Source organism: Enterococcus sp. DIV0236 (assembly GCF_050558525.1).
In the GTDB taxonomy this organism is placed as follows: domain Bacteria; phylum Bacillota; class Bacilli; order Lactobacillales; family Enterococcaceae; genus Enterococcus; species Enterococcus faecalis.
Genome location: NZ_CP187891.1, coordinates 1,352,073 through 1,370,423, shown reverse-complemented (window position 1 = coordinate 1,370,423; position 18,351 = coordinate 1,352,073). Strand labels below are relative to the sequence as shown.

Sequence of the window (18,351 nt, the reverse complement as noted above, 5' to 3'; positions counted from 1 at the left end):
GATGCTTTTAGGAAAAGTGACTGGTAGCCTTTGGTCAACAAGAAAAGATGAAAAATTAAATGGCTGGAAATTTATGATGGTTGATATTTTGAATCAAGAGGACGAAAAGCAAGGATTTTTAATTGCTGCTGACAACGCTGGAGCTGGTGTCGGGGACAAAGTGTTAATTAGTCAAGGCAATGCTGCCCGTATTTCGGCAGAAGATCCGAATGTCCCAATTGATGCAATGATTGTTGGTGTCATTGATTCTACAGAGGAAGAATAGGGAGGACGAGACATGAGCATTAATGAAATTATTATGTATATTATGGTTCTTTTCATGATTATTGGAGGAATCGATAAATGTATTGGCAACAAACTAGGTTTAGGGGAGCAATTTGAGGAAGGGATTATGGCTATGGGTTCTCTAGCGCTTTCTATGGTAGGGATTATCACTTTAGCGCCTGTCTTAGCCAATCTTTTAAGCCCGATTGTCGTTCCTGTCTATGAATTACTAGGGGCTGATCCAGCAATGTTTGCCACAACCTTATTGGCTAATGATATGGGGGGCTTTGCGTTAGCGCAACAATTAGCCAATGATCCACAAGCTGGTTTATTTGCGGGGGCAATCTTAGGCGCAATGATGGGGCCAACGTTAGTCTTTACAATTCCAGTAGCGCTTGGCATTATCCAAAAAGACGACCAACAATTCTTAGCAACGGGTGTTTTGAGCGGGATTATTACAATTCCTTTTGGTTTATTAGCAGGTGGTTTAACAGCTGGCATGCCATTGTCATTGATTATTCCTAACTTAATTCCAATTATTATTGTTGCCGCTTTAATTATTTTAGGTTTATGGTTAGCGCCAAAGGGCATGATTAAAGGCTTCCAAATTTTTGGTCAAGGCGTAGTGATTGTCGCTATCTTTGGTTTAGTTGTGGGGGCGATTCAACTATTATTAGGAATTACAGTGATTCCTGGCATTGCACCAGTTACTGAAGGAATTGAAGTCGTTGGCGGGATTGCTTTAACTTTAGCTGGCGCTTTCTGTTTAGTAGCTGTGATTACGAAAGTCTTTAATAAACCATTGATGAAACTAGGAAAAGTTTTAGGAATGAATGAAGTAGCGGCTGCAGGAATGGTTGCTACATTAGCTAACAATATTCCCATGTTCCAAATGTTAAAAGACATGGATAATCGAGGGAAAATTATTAATATCGCTTTTGCTGTTTCGGCTTCTTTCGTTTTAGGTGACCACCTTGGTTTTACTGCAGGCGTAGCAAAAGAAATGATTTTTCCAATGATTGTTGGCAAATTAGTTGGAGGGATTACCGCCATTTTTGTGGCTATCTTTATGGCAAATCGAATGCTAGGGAAACCCGAAACAGAAGTGAAATAATGAGGTGTAAATATGACAGAATTAAATCGTGAAATGATTGAAACGCTTGTTCGACAAATTGTCACAGAAAAATTAATGCCGACTAAACAAGTGGATCCAAGTGGAATTATGTCCATCAAATTACCCGAAATCGACGTAACAGAAGACGATCGCTTAGATACAGGCAACCCAGCGGACATTGTTTACACAAAAGATCTGTTTTCTTTAGAAGAAAGCCCGCGCCTTGGTTGCGGTTTAATGGTGATGAAAGATACCACCTTCGATTGGACACTAGAATACGATGAAATTGATTATATTATTTCAGGACAATTAGATATACTGATTGACGGACGTAAAATTTCTGCAACAGCCGGCGAAATTATTTTAATCCCGAAAAGTAGCAAAATTCAATTTTCAGTGACGGGTGATGCCCGCTTTGTCTACGTGACTTATCCAGCAGATTGGCAAAGCCAATAATTATTTTGTCGGTATTCAGAGAATAATTTTGCCAAAACCCTTTACTCAGCGTTATAATAAATAAGAACGAAAAAAGGGGTTGAGTGAATGACATTTGAGAATCCAAGTCAAAATCAAATTTTTGATATTTTAAAACAAGCAAAAAATATTGCGGTAGTTGGTTTGAGTAACAAGCCCGACCGCACGAGTTACAAAATTGCGGAAATTTTACAGCAACATGGCTATCGTGTATTGCCTGTCAATCCGGTTTTAAAAGGCGAAACGGTGCTTGGCGAAACGGTTTATGGGGCATTAACAGAGATTCCTGAAAAGATTGATATTGTTGACGTCTTTCGGCGGAGTGAATTTTTGCCAGAAGTGGCCGCAGAAACATTGAAAACAGAAGCGCCTGTCTTTTGGGCCCAACTAGGTTTGGAAAACGAAGAGGCAGCGAACTTGTTATTAAATGAAGGTCGTCAAGTTATTATGGACCGTTGTATTAAAATTGAATTGGCAAAAATGGCAGATGCTGAATAAACACGTGTAATTTTATAAAGAAAGAGCGTCCTGAACGGAAAGCTCTTTTTTTTTTGACCCAGATAGAGTATTATTGTAATGATGGTTTTAGAAGGAGCGAACGGAAAACGCAAGAAACCGGCTCACTCTTCTTCTAATTCTTTAAGAAATAGTTAATGTACGCTTATTAACTAAACGAGAATCTAAGTATAAGGAGTTTTTTCTTTGGCTAAAAAAATTAACAATGAGTACAATGATGCCTCTATCCAAGTCCTAGAAGGATTGGAAGCAGTGAGGAAAAGACCTGGTATGTATATCGGTTCAACCGATAGCCGTGGACTCCATCACTTAGTCTATGAAATTGTCGATAACGCAGTCGATGAAGCGTTATCTGGCTACGGGAATGAAATCAACGTAACTATCCAAAAAGATAATAGTATTTGTGTTGCAGACTCTGGCCGCGGAATGCCAACAGGGATGCATGCTTCTGGTATCCCAACAGTAGAAGTAATTTTTACTGTCTTACATGCGGGTGGTAAGTTTGGCCAAGGTGGCTATAAAACTTCAGGCGGACTCCATGGGGTGGGTGCCAGTGTTGTTAATGCCTTATCTAAGTGGTTAGAAGTTCATATTGTTCGTGATGGCGTAGAATACATGGAACGATTTGAGGACGGCGGTAAACCAGTTGGTACCTTAAAAAAAATCGGCAAAACAAAAAAACGCAACGGCACCTCCGTTACTTTTTTACCTGACGACACCATTTTCTCTACGACAAATTTTTCTTACGAAATTTTAGCAGAACGTTTGAGAGAATCAGCTTTCTTATTAAAAGGCGTCAAAATTACTTTAACAGATGAACGTGGAGAAGAACCCAAAGAAGAAGTCTTTCACTACGAAGAAGGCATTAAAGAATTTGTTGCCTATCTAAATGAAGAAAAAGATACATTAACACCCGTTGTTTATTTTTCAGGAGCCAAAGAAGGTATTGAAGTTGAATTAGCCTATCAATACAACGATGGCTATTCTGAAAATGTTTTATCTTTCGTTAACAATGTCCGCACAAAAGATGGCGGTACCCACGAAGTCGGTATGAAAACGTCAATGACAAAGGCGTACAATGAATATGCACGTAAAGTAGGACTATTAAAAGAAAAAGATAAAAATTTAGAAGGTAGCGACTTCCGTGAAGGCTTAGCAGCCGTCCTTTCTATTCGAGTACCAGAAAACTTACTACAGTTTGAGGGCCAAACCAAAGGAAAATTAGGTACACCTTTAGCAAGAACCGTTGTCGATAACGTCGTAGGCGAACAAATGGGCTTCTATTTACAAGAAAACAGTGAAATGAGTCAATCATTAATTCGGAAAGCGATTAAAGCCCGTGAAGCCCGTGAAGCGGCTCGTAAAGCCCGTGAAGAAAGCCGGAACGGTAAAAAACGGAAAAAAGGTGAATCGTTACTTTCTGGAAAATTAACACCGGCTCAATCTAGAAATCCTAAGAAAAATGAACTATATCTTGTCGAAGGAGACTCGGCCGGTGGCTCAGCAAAACAAGGACGCGACCGGAAGTTTCAAGCCATTTTACCGCTACGAGGAAAAGTCATTAATACGGAAAAAGCGAAAATGCAAGACATCTTGAAAAATGAAGAAATCAATACTATGATCTATACGATTGGCGCAGGCGTTGGTCCTGAATTTTCAATTGAAGATTGTAATTATGATAAAATCATCATCATGACCGATGCGGATACCGATGGTGCCCATATTCAAGTGTTACTATTAACGTTCTTCTATCGTTATATGAAACCATTAATTGAAGCCGGCAAAGTCTACATTGCCTTACCACCTCTTTATAAAGTTTCTAAAGGAACTGGAAAAAAATCAGTCATTGAGTATGCTTGGACCGATGGTGAATTGGCAGAAGTGATTGATAAAGTTGGTAAAGGCTATATGCTCCAACGCTATAAAGGTTTGGGGGAAATGAATGCAGAACAACTTTGGGAAACAACGATGGATCCTGAAACTAGAACCTTAATTCGTGTTCGGATTGATGATGCAGCTCAAGCAGAACGCCGTGTGACCACATTAATGGGCGACAAAGTCGAACCTCGTCGAAAATGGATTGAACAACATGTTCAATTTACGTTGGAAGAAGATGGCAGTATTTTAGATCGTTCAGAAGAAGACACTTCTGCACCAACAGGAGAAAGTCTTCTAGATGCGGAAAAAACAAAAGAAGCAGAACAAACCGATGACACTGAAATCAGTTTGTTTGACATAGAGTAGGGAGTGACAATTTTGGAAAAACGCCAAGAAGTTCAAGAATTAACCCTTGAAGAAGTAATGGGCGATCGTTTTGGAAGATATTCCAAATACATCATTCAAGAACGGGCCCTACCAGATATTCGAGATGGGCTAAAACCAGTACAACGCCGCATTCTCTTCTCAATGAATAAAGACGGCAATACCTTTGATAAAGGCTTTCGTAAATCAGCAAAATCTGTCGGAAACATTATGGGGAATTATCATCCCCATGGCGACAGTAGTATTTATGAAGCGATGGTCCGTCTAAGTCAAGACTGGAAATTACGGGAAGTACTAATTGAAATGCACGGAAACAACGGAAGTATGGATGGCGATCCACCAGCGGCGATGCGTTATACAGAAGCTCGTTTATCACAGTTAAGTGGTGAGTTGTTAAAAGATATCGACAAAAATACCGTCGATTTCGTCTGGAATTTTGACGATACAGAAAAAGAACCCACTGTTTTACCAGCCAAATATCCTAATTTATTGGTAAATGGCTCAACGGGGATTTCAGCAGGTTATGCAACAGAAATTCCTACACATAATTTAGCGGAAATTATTGATGGAACCGTGTATTTAATTGATCATCCTAATGCAAGTTTAGAGAAATTAATGGAATACATTCCAGGACCAGATTTCCCAACAGGTGGGATCTTACAAGGAAAAGCAGAAATTAAAAAAGCCTACGAAACCGGCCGTGGTAAAGTAATTTTACGTGCGAAGACAAAGATTGAGCCCTTAAAAGGCGGCAAACAACAAATTGTCATTTCTGAAATTCCTTATGAAGTCAATAAAGCAACGCTAGTGAAGAAGATGGATGAAATCCGTTTAAATAAAAAAGTAGACGGTATTGCCGAAGTTCGTGACGAAAGTGACAGAACTGGCTTGCAAATTGTTATTGAACTAAAAAAAGATGTCAATGCAGAAGGTATTTTAAATTATCTATTTAAAAACACTGAATTGCAAATCAATTACAACTTTAACATGGTAGCCATCGACAACATGACCCCGCAACAAGTGGGACTAAAACGGATTTTAGAAAGTTACATTACGCACCGCAAATCAGTTATCATTAACCGTTGTCAATTTGAGTTGGACAAAGCTCGCAAACGTGAGCACATTGTTGCTGGTTTAATTAAAGCATTGTCTATCTTAGATAAAGTGATTGCAACAATTCGTGGCAGTAAAGATAAAAAAGATGCGAAGAAGAACTTAGTATCCGACTATGCGTTTACTGAAGAACAAGCTGAAGCAATCGTTACTTTACAGCTATACCGTTTAACTAATACAGATATTACTGATTTACAAGAAGAAGCGAAAACTTTAGAACAACAAATTGCTGAGTTATTGAACATTTTAAACAATGAAAAAGAACTATTCTCAGTCATGAAAAAAGAACTTCGCGAAGTTAAAAAGCAATATGGCAATCCGCGCTTAACTCAAATTGAAGAGGAAATCCAAGAAATCAAGATTGAAACAGCCGTGTTAGTTGCACAGGAAGACGTGGTCGTAACCGTGACGCACGAAGGCTATATCAAGCGGAGTAGTATTCGTTCTTATACAGCATCAAAACCAGAAGAAATCGGCATGAAAGAAGGCGACTTTTTACTATATGCTGGCGAAGTCAATACATTAGATCATCTTTTACTAGTAACAAATAAAGGGAATATGATCTATCGCCCCGTCCATGAGTTGCCAGATTTACGCTGGAAAGAAATTGGCGAACATATTTCTCAAACCATTTTAAATCTTGCTATCGATGAATCGATTATTGCTGTATATCCTTATAAAGAGTTAAGTCCGACAAAAACCTTTGTTTTCATTACAAAAGCTGGCATGATTAAACAAACCAAAATGGCTGATTTTGAGCCTTGGCGCACTTATAAGAGCCGCCCGACATCTTGTATGAAATTAAAATCAGACCAAGATGAAATTACCAATGTTTATTTAACAAATGATCAAGACTTATTGGATGTTTTCCTCGTTAGCAATCGCGGTTTTGGCTTACGTTATCCATTATATGAAGTACCAGTCGTGGGTAGTAAAGCGGCTGGAGTTAAATCAATGAATCTCAAAGAAGACGATTATGTCGTTAATGGTTTACTGGTTCATTCTGAAGGGGATACACCGATTGTCATCGTTACCCAACGTGGCGGTGTTAAACGCATGTTAGCCCAAGAATTAACACAATTAGGACGAGCAAAACGTGGACTAATGGTCTTGCGGGAATTGAAGAAAAATCCACATCGTGTTGTCTTTATGTCTGAAAGTACCGATTTAGATTTATTAGTTACTACGCAAAAAGGCACACAAGAAGTTATTCAGTCGAAAAACTATCCAATCAGTGAACGAACATCCAACGGTTCCTTTGTCATCGATGAACAAAAAGATGGCCAAGTAATGGAAGTCCACGAGATGCATTCTGCAGTGATTGAAGAAGAACAAACAAACTAAACTGTGTTATAAATATCTCCACAGCAGCCATCTGTATTAATACAGATGGCTGCTGTTTTTAATACAGAAGTACATTTTTCACAAGTGATAACAACTATAAATCGTTCTTATTTTCACAAGTATAAATGTTTATATATCAGCGTTTAGAATCTTCGCTCCCCATTTATTTATTAAGAAAGTGCAATAAATAATAAAAAAACGCTTGCATCTAAAAGGTTATGTGTTATACTAATCACATAAAGCTGTTACATACAATCAAGTAGCAGTTAACTAAGGAGGCAAACACTTCATGAAACAATGGGAAGGCTTTAAAGGCGACAAATGGAGAACAAGCGTTGACACTCGTGATTTTATTCAAAACAACTACACAGAGTACAAAGGCGACGACAGTTTCTTAGAACCAATCGCTCCGAGCACTGACAAATTATGGACAAAACTACAAGAATTATTTGAAATCCAACATGAAAAAAATGGCGTTTATGACATGGATAGCGATATCCCAGCAACTATTACGTCACATGAACCTGGTTACTTAATCAAAGAAGAAGAAAAAATTGTCGGTTTACAAACAGATGTACCATTAAAACAAGCATTTATGCCATTCGGTGGTATTAAAATGGCGAACAATGCCTTAGTTTCAAATGGTTATGAAACTGACGAAGAAATGACAAAAATCTTCACAGAATACAGAAAAACACATAACCAAGGTGTTTTTGATGCCTACACAGCTGAAATGCGTTTAGCACGTAAAAACAAAATCATTACTGGTCTTCCAGATGCTTATGGCCGTGGCCGTATTATTGGTGACTATCGTCGTATCGCATTATATGGTATCGACTACTTAATGGAACAAAAGAAAAAAGATCATGATAACACTGGTAACAAAGAAATGACAGACGATGTTATTCGCTTACGTGAAGAAATTTCTGAACAATACCGTGCGTTAAATGACTTAAAACAAATGGCTGCTTCTTATGGTTTCGATATTTCTCGTCCTGCTGCAAATGCGCAAGAAGCAATCCAATGGTTATACTTTGGTTACCTAGGTGCCATTAAATCTCAAAATGGTGCGGCAATGTCAATTGGTCGTATCTCAGCATTCTTAGATATCTATATCCAACGTGACTTAGAAGCTGGTTTAATCACTGAATTTGAAGCACAAGAAATGATTGACCATTTAATCATGAAATTACGTATGGTTAAATTTGCACGGACACCAGAATACAATCAATTATTCTCTGGTTATCCAATTTGGGCAACATTATCTATTGCTGGTATGGGTATTGACGGTCGTTCATTAGTTACCAAAAATGACTTCCGTATCTTACACACATTAACAAACATGGGACCATCTCCAGAACCTAACTTAACTGTATTGTATTCTTCTCACTTACCAGAAGGCTTCAGAACATATGCAGCTAAAATCGCGAAAGAAAGCTCATCTATCCAATTTGAAAACGATGACTTATTACGTGAAAACTGGGGTTCTGACGACTGTGCAATCGCATGTTGTGTTTCTGCAACAGTTATGGGTAAAGATATGCAATTCTTCGGCGCTCGTGCGAACTTAGCGAAAGCTGTTCTTTATGCAATTAACGGCGGGGTCGACGAAAAAACTAAAATGCAAGTAGCACCAAAATATCGTCCAATGACTGGTGACAAATTAGATTACCACGAATTCATGGAACGCTATAAAGACATCTTAGACTGGTTAGCTGAATTGTACGTTAACACATTAAACATTATTCATTACATGCATGATAAATATGCATATGAAGCACCACAATTAGCTTTAATGGATACTGATTTACAACGGACATTCGCAACTGGTATTGCCGGAATCTCTCATGCGACTGATAGTATCATGGCAATTAAACACGGTGAAGTAGAAGTAATCCGTGACGAAGATGGTATGGCAATTGATTATGTACCAACAAAAGAATTCCCAACATACGGAAACGATAACGAAGAAGCCGATGCAATGGCTAACTGGATTTTAGATTACTTTATGACACAAATTAAACGTCAACACACATACCGTAACTCTAAACCAACGACTTCATTATTAACAATCACTTCAAACGTTGTTTATGGTAAAGCAACAGGGAACACGCCTGACGGACGTCGTGCCGGCAAACCTCTTGCACCAGGTGCGAACCCAAGTTATCAAGACGGTAAATTCTTAGGTGAGAAAAATGGCTTGTTAGCTTCATTAAACTCAACAGCTCGTTTAGAATATACAATCGCTTTAGATGGTATTTCTAATACACAAACCATCAACCCTAATGGTTTAGGTAAAGACGACGACACAAGAATTAACAACTTACGTAACGTATTAGATGGCTACTTCGATAAAGGTGGTTACCACTTAAACGTAAACGTATTTACAAACGAATTATTATTAGATGCACAAGCACATCCAGAAAAATATCCAAACTTAACTATCCGTGTATCTGGATATGCCGTGAAATTCCGTGACTTAACTCCTGAACAACAAGCAGACGTTATTTCAAGAACTTCACACGACAGACTATAAAAAACATTTACATTATTTAACTGAAAGGGTGACATTCAACGTGTCATCCTTTTCGTTTGAAAGAAGAGGGATCATTATGACAACACCAGTTACAGGTAGAATTCATTCAACAGAAAATTTTGGTACCGTTGATGGCCCAGGTGTCCGTTTTATCGTATTTACACAAGGGTGTCGCATGAGATGTCAATTCTGTCATAATCCAGATACTTGGAAAATTGGTTCCGGTGGTCGTGTGGTGACGACTGACGAAGTATTAGAGGAAGCATTACGTTTTCGCTCTTATTGGGGCGAAAAGGGTGGTATCACTGTCAGTGGTGGTGAGCCGCTATTGCAAATGGACTTTTTAATCGATTTATTTAAAAAAGCCAAAGCACAAGGCATTCATACAACCTTAGATACGTGTGGCAAACCTTTTACTCGGGAAGAACCCTTCATTAGTCAATTTGATGAATTGATGAAGTACACAGATTTACTCTTATTCGACATCAAACATATTGATAACGAGCAGCATAAACTGTTAACAACGCAATCAAATGATAATATTTTAGAGATGGCTACCTATTTATCTGAAATTGATAAACCTGTTTGGATTCGCCACGTATTGGTGCCTCAACGTAGTGATTACGACGAATATTTAATCCGTCTGGATGCCTTCATAAAAACATTAAACAATGTAGATAAAGTTGAAGTGCTTCCTTACCATACGATGGGCAAGTACAAATGGGAAGAACTAGGTATTCCTTATCCATTAGAAGGAATTGAACCTCCTAAAAATGATCGTGTTGAAAATGCGAAAAAACTACTACATGTCGAGGACTATCAAGGTTATCTAGCACGTTAACAAACGAAAAAATAGAAAAGAAGACAATTTTTTTGTTGTTTCTTTTCTATTTTTTGTTATCATTAAGAGTGAATCAAAACCAAGGAGTGTGTATTATGTCAAAAATTTTAGTTTTTGGACACCAAAATCCTGATACAGATGCTATCGGAGCAGCAATTAGTTTTGCTTACTTACAAAAAGAATTAGGAAAAGAGACAGAAGCTGTCGCTTTAGGAACACCAAGTGAAGAAACACAATATGCCTTAGATTACTTCAATATTGAAGCACCACGTGTTGTCACTGAAGCAGCTAGCGAAACAAACCAAGTCATGTTAGTGGATCATAACGAATTCCAACAAAGCATTTCAGATATCGCTGAAGTAAACATTTTAGCAGTAGTGGATCATCACCGGATTGCCAACTTCGAAACAGCAGATCCATTGTATTATCGTGCAGAACCAGTAGGGTGTACCAGTACAATCATCTATAAAATGTTTAAAGAAAATAACGTGACAATTCCAGCTCAAATTGCTGGTATGATGGTCTCAGCGATTATTTCTGATACATTATTATTTAAATCACCAACTTGCACACAAGAAGACATCGATGCAGCGCACGCCCTAGCTGATATTGCTGAAATTAATTTAGAAGGCTATGGTCTTGACTTATTAAAAGCAGGAACAAATTTAAGCGATAAATCAGCTGAAGTCCTTTTAGATTTAGATGCTAAGAGCTTCCCAATGAACGGCAAAACAGTTCGCGTTGCTCAAGTAAATACCGTCGATTTAGCAGAAGTTTTAGATCGTCAAGCTGAATTAGAAGCAGCTATGGCCGCAGAAAATGCAGCCAATAATTATGACTTGTTTGTCTTAATTATTACGAATATCCTAGACAGTGATTCTGAATTATTAGCGATTGGTGCGGAACAAGCCAAAATTGAAGCAGCATTCAATGTAACATTAGTTAACAATCGTGCGTTCTTACCAGGCGTTGTTTCTCGTAAAAAACAAGTAGTACCACAATTAACAGAAGTCTTTAACTAAAACCGTAAGCGCCTAAGCAACGCGATAAATTCCTTGTTGCTTAGGCGCTTCAATAGTAAAGGGGCGTTAACATGAATGATTTAGCAATTTACTATCATTCTCCGCAACAAACGAAACAATACAATCATTTGCTCAACCAATCACTTTTTTTCCCTCTTGTTACTTTTATGTATGAACATCGGGAAGAAAGAATCATTTTAAGACAATTAAAAGCGGCCTTTGCAACAGAAGCCAAGTTAGAACAATTTTTATCAGAAATGATTGATTGTCAGTTAATCATTCGGGAAAATCGTCAATATCGTTTGAATTTTCCTATTTATACGGCAGCTGAAGTTGCGAGTTTGCCCTTGGCTGAAGACGAACTTCCTAAATTTAAAGGAACTGTAACAGAGCAATTATTTTGGCTAGCTGAATCTTTTTGGCCACAAGTGTTTCCAGAAGAGGAAGACTATTTTTTTGGCGTGAGCGGTGGCCCCTCATTTTATCAAAAACAAAGATTGGCCTCGGCACAACTATCTATAATTACGCTTGAAAAAGAAAAGACAGAGGTTCCAACAATGCCTCGTTATTTTGATTACTTGGGCAAAGAGCAATCCTTGCCAGAAGCCTTCAGCGCTTTATACGACTTGCTAGGGGACGTAAATCCTGAATACTATCTTTCGCAAGCGAGAAGAGTCATTAAACAAGCTCTGCGAGGCCGCAAAGTCAGTACTGTGCCTAATATTTTTCAAGAAAGTTTGCACTTGACCCAAGTGATTACGATTGACCAGGACCACTTAAAACTCCTTTTACCAGTAGCAACGGAACAAGCCGAGCCTTTAGAAGCACAGTCGGATATTCTAGCATTTTATTATGAAAAAATTGTTAACCGATCGGCCATCGAACGCTTAGTTTTTATGCAACAATTGATTGAGCAACTAGGTACGAACTCTCTAAGTTATCTTAGAATAAATTAAAGTTACGATAATCTTATTATGTAAACTAAAAATCAATAACAAGAAATGACGCCGCTTCTTAGTGAGAAATGGCGTCATTTCTTTTGCGAACTTTTTTCGTCCAAAAACCACCGGAAATGAACTTAGGCTCATAGGAAATGATAAATGCTCTCGGCTCTAATTGATTGATTAATTTGTACAATGTACGTTCGTTTTTTCTTGGGGAAAGAATTTCTAAAACCATTCGTTCTCCTTCGCGTCCGTAGGCGACACTTTGCGTAACACCATAGCCGTGTTCACGAAGTGTTTCTGGTAAATGAAATTGTTCAGTAGTAGAAGGGAGGATAACCGATACCATAATATAACCCAAGGCCAAATAGTCTTCGATTTTAATTCCTACACTAATGCCAACAGCGTAACCAAGCGCATAAACAAGTAAATTTAAAGGATTGTCTAACCGATTCAGAACCATACTCAGCCCTAAGACATAAATTGTTATTTCAGCCATACTAACCAGCGGTGCAATAACCCGATAACCTTTCATCGTTAACATAAAACGAATAGTATTTAAGGTAATATACGCAAAATTAATGATAAAAATCATAGCTAACATTTTCAAATCAACGACCATAAAATAAGTACCTCTTTTCAAAATCTTTACATCCAGCCCTCATTATAGTACAGAAAAACTGAGAATCAAAGGCGAAACACTTATAGAAATGAATTCTTTTTTGAATACTCGCTCATATTATTCGCCTAATTTAACTGTTATTTGATATAATCTTAGTATGAAGTAAGAAGGAGGTAAGCGATGAAAATTTTTGTTTGGATTTTGTTATTTTTATTAGTAATTAACGTTATTGCTGCCTTAATTACTGTTTTTAGAAAACCTCGTAGTATTTCCAGCGTTTTAGCATGGATGATGACGTTGATTTTCTTGCCTGGTATCGGCTTTATTATTTACTTATTCTGTGGGCGAGGTATCGATGGACAAGAAGTTTTTAAATTGTCTGATGATGAAAAACAAATGGTTCAACGAATTAAAGAAAAAGTGGACATCGATAACAAAAAAGCAGGGCGCGATAAACGTTATGATTTACTTTATGATGCGAAAGTTTTAAATCGTTATTTCCGGAATATGGACGCATCACCGTTGGCCAAAAGAAATAGTTTGCAATTATTCACAGATGGCCAAGAAAAATTCCAAGCATTATTTGAAGATATTCGTGCAGCGAAAGAAACCGTTCATGTGGAGTATTATGCGTTTTTTAATGACACAATTGGCAATCAATTTTTAGATGTATTAATTGAAAAGTTGCATGAAGGCGTGGAAATTTACTTAATTTACGATCCTTGGGGTTCACCCGGCGCAAATAAAAAGTTTTTTGCTCGTTACGTTGACGCTGGAGGAAAAGTAGCTCCCTTTATTACTTCTCGCGATATGATCCGTAAAACACGTCTAAATTATCACTTGCATCGGAAAATTGTTGTCATCGATGGGAAAATTGGCTGGACCGGCGGGTTCAATGTTGGGGATCAATATTTGAATGTCACCGAAAAATTTGGTTACTGGCGAGATACCCATATTCGTTTGGTCGGGACGGCCGTATTTTCATTGCAAGAGATATTTATCATGGATTGGAATGCTTCAGTCAAATATCCTGAAGAACGTATGACGTATCATGAAAAATATTTTAAATTACCAGAAGATCATGAAGTGGAGCATTTGTCCTTACAAGTTGTTTCAGATGGTCCTGATTCAGAAGAAGAAATTTTGAAAAGCGGGTTTGTTCGGATGATTTTTTCTGCAGAAAAGAGTGTCTGGATTCAAACACCGTATTTAATCCCTGACGATAGTATGATTAATGCGTTGTTAGTGGCGGTTCGTTCAGGTGTCGACGTGCGAATTATGATTCCTTGTATGCCTGACCATCCCTTTATTTACCGCGCAACACAATATTACGCGAATTACTTACACAAACGCGGCATTAAAATTTATATTTATGATAGTGGGTTTATTCATGCAAAAACAATGGTGATTGATGATGAATTAGCTATGGTTGGGACAACAAACCAAGATATTCGCAGTTATTCATTGAATTTTGAGGTAAGTACGTTTATTTACAATCCCGACATTGCGTGGATGTTAGCGCAAGTCTTTGAAGAAGATATAGAAAAAAGTGTCTTACTAACCGACGAGATAATTAAAAAACAAGGGTACTGGCTACGCTTCAAGCAAAACTTTTCACGCTTGTTGTCACCAGTCTTGTAATCAATAAATCAGCAGTGAATGTAGTAAACTACTATTTTCACTGCTGATTTTAGTAACAAAACACTGAAGTGGTCTACCTAATTCATTGATAATCCCTCTAAATAATGGTAAATTAAAAATAAATTCAATCAGCTATTCTATCGTGAGAAACATAGTTATTACGTAGATCAGATCAAAGGGACATTCACGACGAGCAAATATTGAGTGTGTTTGCTGAAACGTGCATGTGTGATTTGGTCTTTTTTATTGAGCTGTTATTTTATAGATAAGGAGTGGTCACCATGGACTACCAAGCAATAGCAAAAGAAATTTTGAAAGACGTAGGTGGCAAAGACAATATCGTGGATGTCACACATTGTTATACACGATTGCGTTTCGTATTGAAAGATACGAAACAAGCGAACAAAGAAGCCTTACTACAAACAGAAGGTGTCATTTCTGTTGTTGAAAGTGGCGGGCAGTATCAAGTGGTTTTAGGCAATAAAGTCGCGCATGTTTATAATGCTCTAGAACCTTTGTTGGCTCAGCAACTTACGACCAAAACATCTACAAAAGAAAAAAATTCATTAGGTAATCGAATTTTAAATACTGTTGCCGCGATTTTCACACCTGTCGTACCAGCAATTGCCGCTTCTGGCATGTTAAAAGGAATTCTAGCTATTGCTGTGATGGTCGCAAACAATTTTTACCAGGTCGATTTAAAACCTTTGAATACGTATATTATTTTAAGCGCCGCTTCCGATGCACTTTTTTATTTTATGCCAGTTATTTTAGGTTATTCAGCTGCTAAGGTTTTCAAAACAAACGAATATATCGCCATGGTAATTGGTGCCACCTTATGTTATCCAACCATCGTTTCATTAATGACTGAAGAATCAGCGGTTACCTTGTTTGGATTACATGTGACCAAAGCCAATTACGTTTCCACAGTAATTCCTATTATTCTTGCAATTTTTATGTTAGCTTATGTGCAACGCTTTTTGGAAAAAGTTATTCCAGAAGTTCTAAAAATTATTATGGTTCCTACGCTGTCATTACTTTTAATGATTCCAGCCACTTTATTATTATTTGGACCGATAGGGATTTATTTAGGTGACGGCGTGAATTGGTTGTATTATTATATAATGAATTTTAGTCCCATCTTGTTAGGCGGTTTTATCGGCGGAATTTGGTGTGTCTTAGTCATTTTTGGGGCTCACCGTGGGCTTGTGCCAATTGGGATTAATGATGTCGCTCGAACAGGACGGCAAAATTTGCTAGCGTTTGCTGGTGCAGCGAACTTTTCTCAAGCGGGCGCCGCATTTGGCGTGTTTGTCCGCACAAAAAATAAAGACTTGAAAGCTGTTGCTGCCTCTGCAACAGTGACTGCATTATTTGGTATCACAGAACCAGCCATTTATGGGGCAAACTTGCGGTTAAAAAAACCGATGATTTATGCGGTGGCTAGCGGAGCAGCAGGTGGGGCCTTAATGGGCTGGGGCGGTTCCTACGGGACAGCCTTCGCTAACCAAGGACTCTTGACCATCCCAGTTTACGCAGAAGCAGGAACCAAAGCCTTTATTTGTTATTTATTAGGTTGTGGCATTGCTTTTTTTGGTGCATTTCTATTAACGATTTTTCTAGGCTTTAATGATTTACCGCTTGACGAGTCACGTCAAGAACCCAGCTTAAAGACAGAGACAGAGACAGTCAAAGAAAAGCAACGGATTCAAGCACCTGTTCAAGGACAACTCGTATCTTTAGACCAAATCAACGATGAAGTCTTTGCTTCTCAACAAATGGGAAAAACGCTAGCTATTTATCCGACAGAGGAACAAATTGTTTCACCAGGAAATGGGCAAGTGACGGCTTTATATCCAACTCATCATGCAATTGGCTTAAAGTTAGACAATGGTGCTGAAATCCTCCTTCACATTGGAATCAATACAGTCGAATTAAAAGGGCGGGGATTTGAAACGTTCGTAAAAGTAGGAGAAAGAGTCAGGCTAGGACAAAAGCTGCTCTCTTTTGATAAACAAATCATCCAAGCTGCTGGTTATGATCCAACCGTCTTAGTCATCGTAACAAATACTGCGGAAATGGCTGTAATTGAGACAACCAAACAAACAGAGATTACACCACAAACAAATTTATTTTTCATGCAAGTAAAGGAGCAAAACTAATGGTTAAACAATTTAAGAACGATTTTTTATGGGGCGCTTCTTCATCCGCTTTTCAAATTGAGGGCGCTTGGAATGAGGACGGCAAAGGCCTAACAGTCGCTGATTACAATTCTTTTAAAAAGTCAGCTGTACAAGCAGACACGAAAGTCGCCAGCGATTTTTACCATCATTTCAAAGAGGACATTGCGTTAATGAAAGAATTAGGCTTAAAAACCTATCGTTTTTCTCTTTCATGGGCACGAATCATTCCAACAGGTGATGGCGAAATCAATCAAGCCGGCATCGATTTTTATAATGCCGTCATTGATACACTTTTAGAAAACGATATTTTGCCGTTTGTCACACTTTATCATTTTGATTTACCTTTTGCATTGGTGGAAAAATACAATGGTTGGGTTGATCGTCGCTGCGTTTCTGCATTTCAACGCTATGCGCAAGTCTGTTATCAAGCGTTTGGTGATCGAGTCAAAAATTGGCAAGTTACAAACGAACAAAACTTAATGATTCGTGTTGATGAACGAATGAATATGTACGATGTTGCACCAGAAAATGTTGAAAAAATTCGTGCACAAATGGATTACCATATGTTTGTTGCCCATGCGCTAGCGACGAATGATTGTCACCAATTGGTCGCTGGGGGAAAAGTCGGTCCCTCTGTTTCCTCAACGATGACTTATCCTAGTTCCAATAAGCCTGAAGATGTTTGGGCGGCTCGTATGAATGATAACTTTAAAACGAATTATGCTCTAGAAATGTATTGTTTTGGCGAATACCCTGGTTACTATCAAGAGTATTTAACCAAATGCGGCATTTATCCCGAAACACAGCCAGAAGATCAAGCAATTCTGAAAGCCGCTAAACCAGATTTTATCGCCCTTAATTATTATCGGACGTTAGTTGCTAGCTATTTACCGACAGATGAGCAACACCCATTGGGTACGAAAGAAAAGGACATTGATTTTGATCTATACGGTTATTTCAAAATCGAAAAAAATCAACATTTAAAAACCTCTAAGTATGGTGCCCAAATTGATCCAACTGGTCTACGTTTAGTTTTAAATGATTATTATCGTCAATACCGTTTACCATTAATCATTACAGAAAACGGCTTAGGCACACCAGATCGCCTAACAGAGGACGGAAAAGTTCATGATGACTATCGAATTGCGTATTTGCATGACCATATTGCTGCTTGTCATGCGGCTATTTCTGACGGTGTTGAGTTGTTTGGCTATTGCCCTTGGTCGGTCATGGATATTTTAAGTTCTCATCAAGGATTCAAAAAACGCTACGGTTTTATTTACGTCAATCGTGAAGACCATGAGTTAAAAGATTTACGACGCATTAAAAAAGATAGTTTTTATTGGTACCAATCAGTGATTAAAAATAATGGGTTACCAGAAGAATAGTGCACAAAAAGGATCATCCATTGCATAAGTGGGTGATCCTTTTGTTTTCAAGTTCTCTCATTCCGTGTTAGATTTAAGTTAATAAAC

At 38.1% G+C, this 18,351-nt stretch carries 14 protein-coding genes; 13 read left to right on the top strand and 1 reads right to left on the bottom strand.

Going from position 1 to position 18,351, the window contains the following annotated elements; all coding sequences use genetic code 11:
• Position 1 precedes the first annotated feature (1 nt).
• The 10 genes from IGK27_RS06695 to IGK27_RS06650 all read left to right on the top strand — a co-directional run bounded on the left by IGK27_RS06695 (position 2) and on the right by IGK27_RS06650 (position 12,442).
• The gene (locus IGK27_RS06695; protein WP_002357519.1) at positions 2–265 is read left to right on the top strand and encodes a EutN/CcmL family microcompartment protein; all 264 of its coding nucleotides are present in this window, start codon (positions 2–4) and stop codon (positions 263–265) included.
• Between the two features lie 12 nt (positions 266–277).
• The gene (eutH, locus tag IGK27_RS06690; RefSeq protein ID WP_002357520.1) at positions 278–1,378 is read left to right on the top strand and encodes an ethanolamine utilization protein EutH; all 1,101 of its coding nucleotides are present in this window, start codon (positions 278–280) and stop codon (positions 1,376–1,378) included.
• Positions 1,379–1,390: 12 nt separating this feature from the next.
• Entirely contained in the window at positions 1,391–1,834 is a 444-nt protein-coding gene (locus IGK27_RS06685) for an ethanolamine utilization protein EutQ (RefSeq protein ID WP_002357522.1), read from the top strand.
• Between the two features lie 87 nt (positions 1,835–1,921).
• Positions 1,922–2,350: a CoA-binding protein gene (locus IGK27_RS06680; protein WP_002377361.1), complete on the top strand. Its 429-nt coding sequence runs from the start codon at positions 1,922–1,924 to the stop codon at positions 2,348–2,350.
• Positions 2,351–2,554: 204 nt separating this feature from the next.
• Entirely contained in the window at positions 2,555–4,612 is a 2,058-nt protein-coding gene (gene parE, locus IGK27_RS06675; RefSeq protein WP_002381887.1) for a DNA topoisomerase IV subunit B, read from the top strand.
• Positions 4,613–4,624: 12 nt separating this feature from the next.
• Positions 4,625–7,087, top strand: coding sequence for a DNA topoisomerase IV subunit A (gene parC / locus IGK27_RS06670; protein ID WP_010820837.1), 2,463 nt, complete (start codon positions 4,625–4,627; stop codon positions 7,085–7,087).
• A 289-nt stretch (positions 7,088–7,376) separates the two neighbouring features.
• On the top strand, positions 7,377–9,623 hold the full coding sequence (gene pflB, locus IGK27_RS06665; protein ID WP_002357529.1) for a formate C-acetyltransferase: 2,247 nt from the start codon (positions 7,377–7,379) through the stop codon (positions 9,621–9,623).
• Positions 9,624–9,699: 76 nt separating this feature from the next.
• Positions 9,700–10,464 (top strand): pyruvate formate-lyase-activating protein, encoded by a 765-nt coding sequence (gene pflA, locus IGK27_RS06660; protein WP_002357530.1) that lies wholly within the window; start codon positions 9,700–9,702, stop codon positions 10,462–10,464.
• Positions 10,465–10,559: 95 nt separating this feature from the next.
• Complete coding sequence (locus tag IGK27_RS06655; protein ID WP_002360265.1) at positions 10,560–11,486, top strand: manganese-dependent inorganic pyrophosphatase; 927 nt, start codon at positions 10,560–10,562, stop codon at positions 11,484–11,486.
• Positions 11,487–11,557: 71 nt separating this feature from the next.
• Complete coding sequence (locus IGK27_RS06650; RefSeq protein ID WP_010818392.1) at positions 11,558–12,442, top strand: DUF1803 domain-containing protein; 885 nt, start codon at positions 11,558–11,560, stop codon at positions 12,440–12,442.
• Positions 12,443–12,500: 58 nt separating this feature from the next.
• Here the strand turns inward: IGK27_RS06650 and IGK27_RS06645 are convergent, their stop codons facing one another.
• Positions 12,501–13,052 carry a DUF2179 domain-containing protein gene (locus tag IGK27_RS06645; protein ID WP_002361848.1) on the bottom strand — a complete coding sequence of 184 codons (552 nt, stop codon included), beginning with the start codon at positions 13,050–13,052 and terminating at the stop codon, positions 12,501–12,503.
• Positions 13,053–13,232: 180 nt separating this feature from the next.
• Here IGK27_RS06645 and cls point away from each other — a divergent pair, with 180 nt between their 5' ends.
• The 3 genes from cls to IGK27_RS06630 all read left to right on the top strand — a co-directional run bounded on the left by cls (position 13,233) and on the right by IGK27_RS06630 (position 18,264).
• Entirely contained in the window at positions 13,233–14,693 is a 1,461-nt protein-coding gene (cls, locus tag IGK27_RS06640) for a cardiolipin synthase (RefSeq protein ID WP_033626252.1), read from the top strand.
• A gap of 281 nt (positions 14,694–14,974) precedes the next feature.
• Positions 14,975–16,855 (top strand): beta-glucoside-specific PTS transporter subunit IIABC, encoded by a 1,881-nt coding sequence (locus tag IGK27_RS06635; RefSeq protein ID WP_010818391.1) that lies wholly within the window; start codon positions 14,975–14,977, stop codon positions 16,853–16,855.
• Positions 16,855–18,264, top strand: coding sequence for a glycoside hydrolase family 1 protein (locus IGK27_RS06630; protein WP_010707573.1), 1,410 nt, complete (start codon positions 16,855–16,857; stop codon positions 18,262–18,264). Before IGK27_RS06635 ends, IGK27_RS06630 begins: the two co-directional genes overlap by 1 nt.
• Positions 18,265–18,351: the final 87 nt, after the last annotated feature.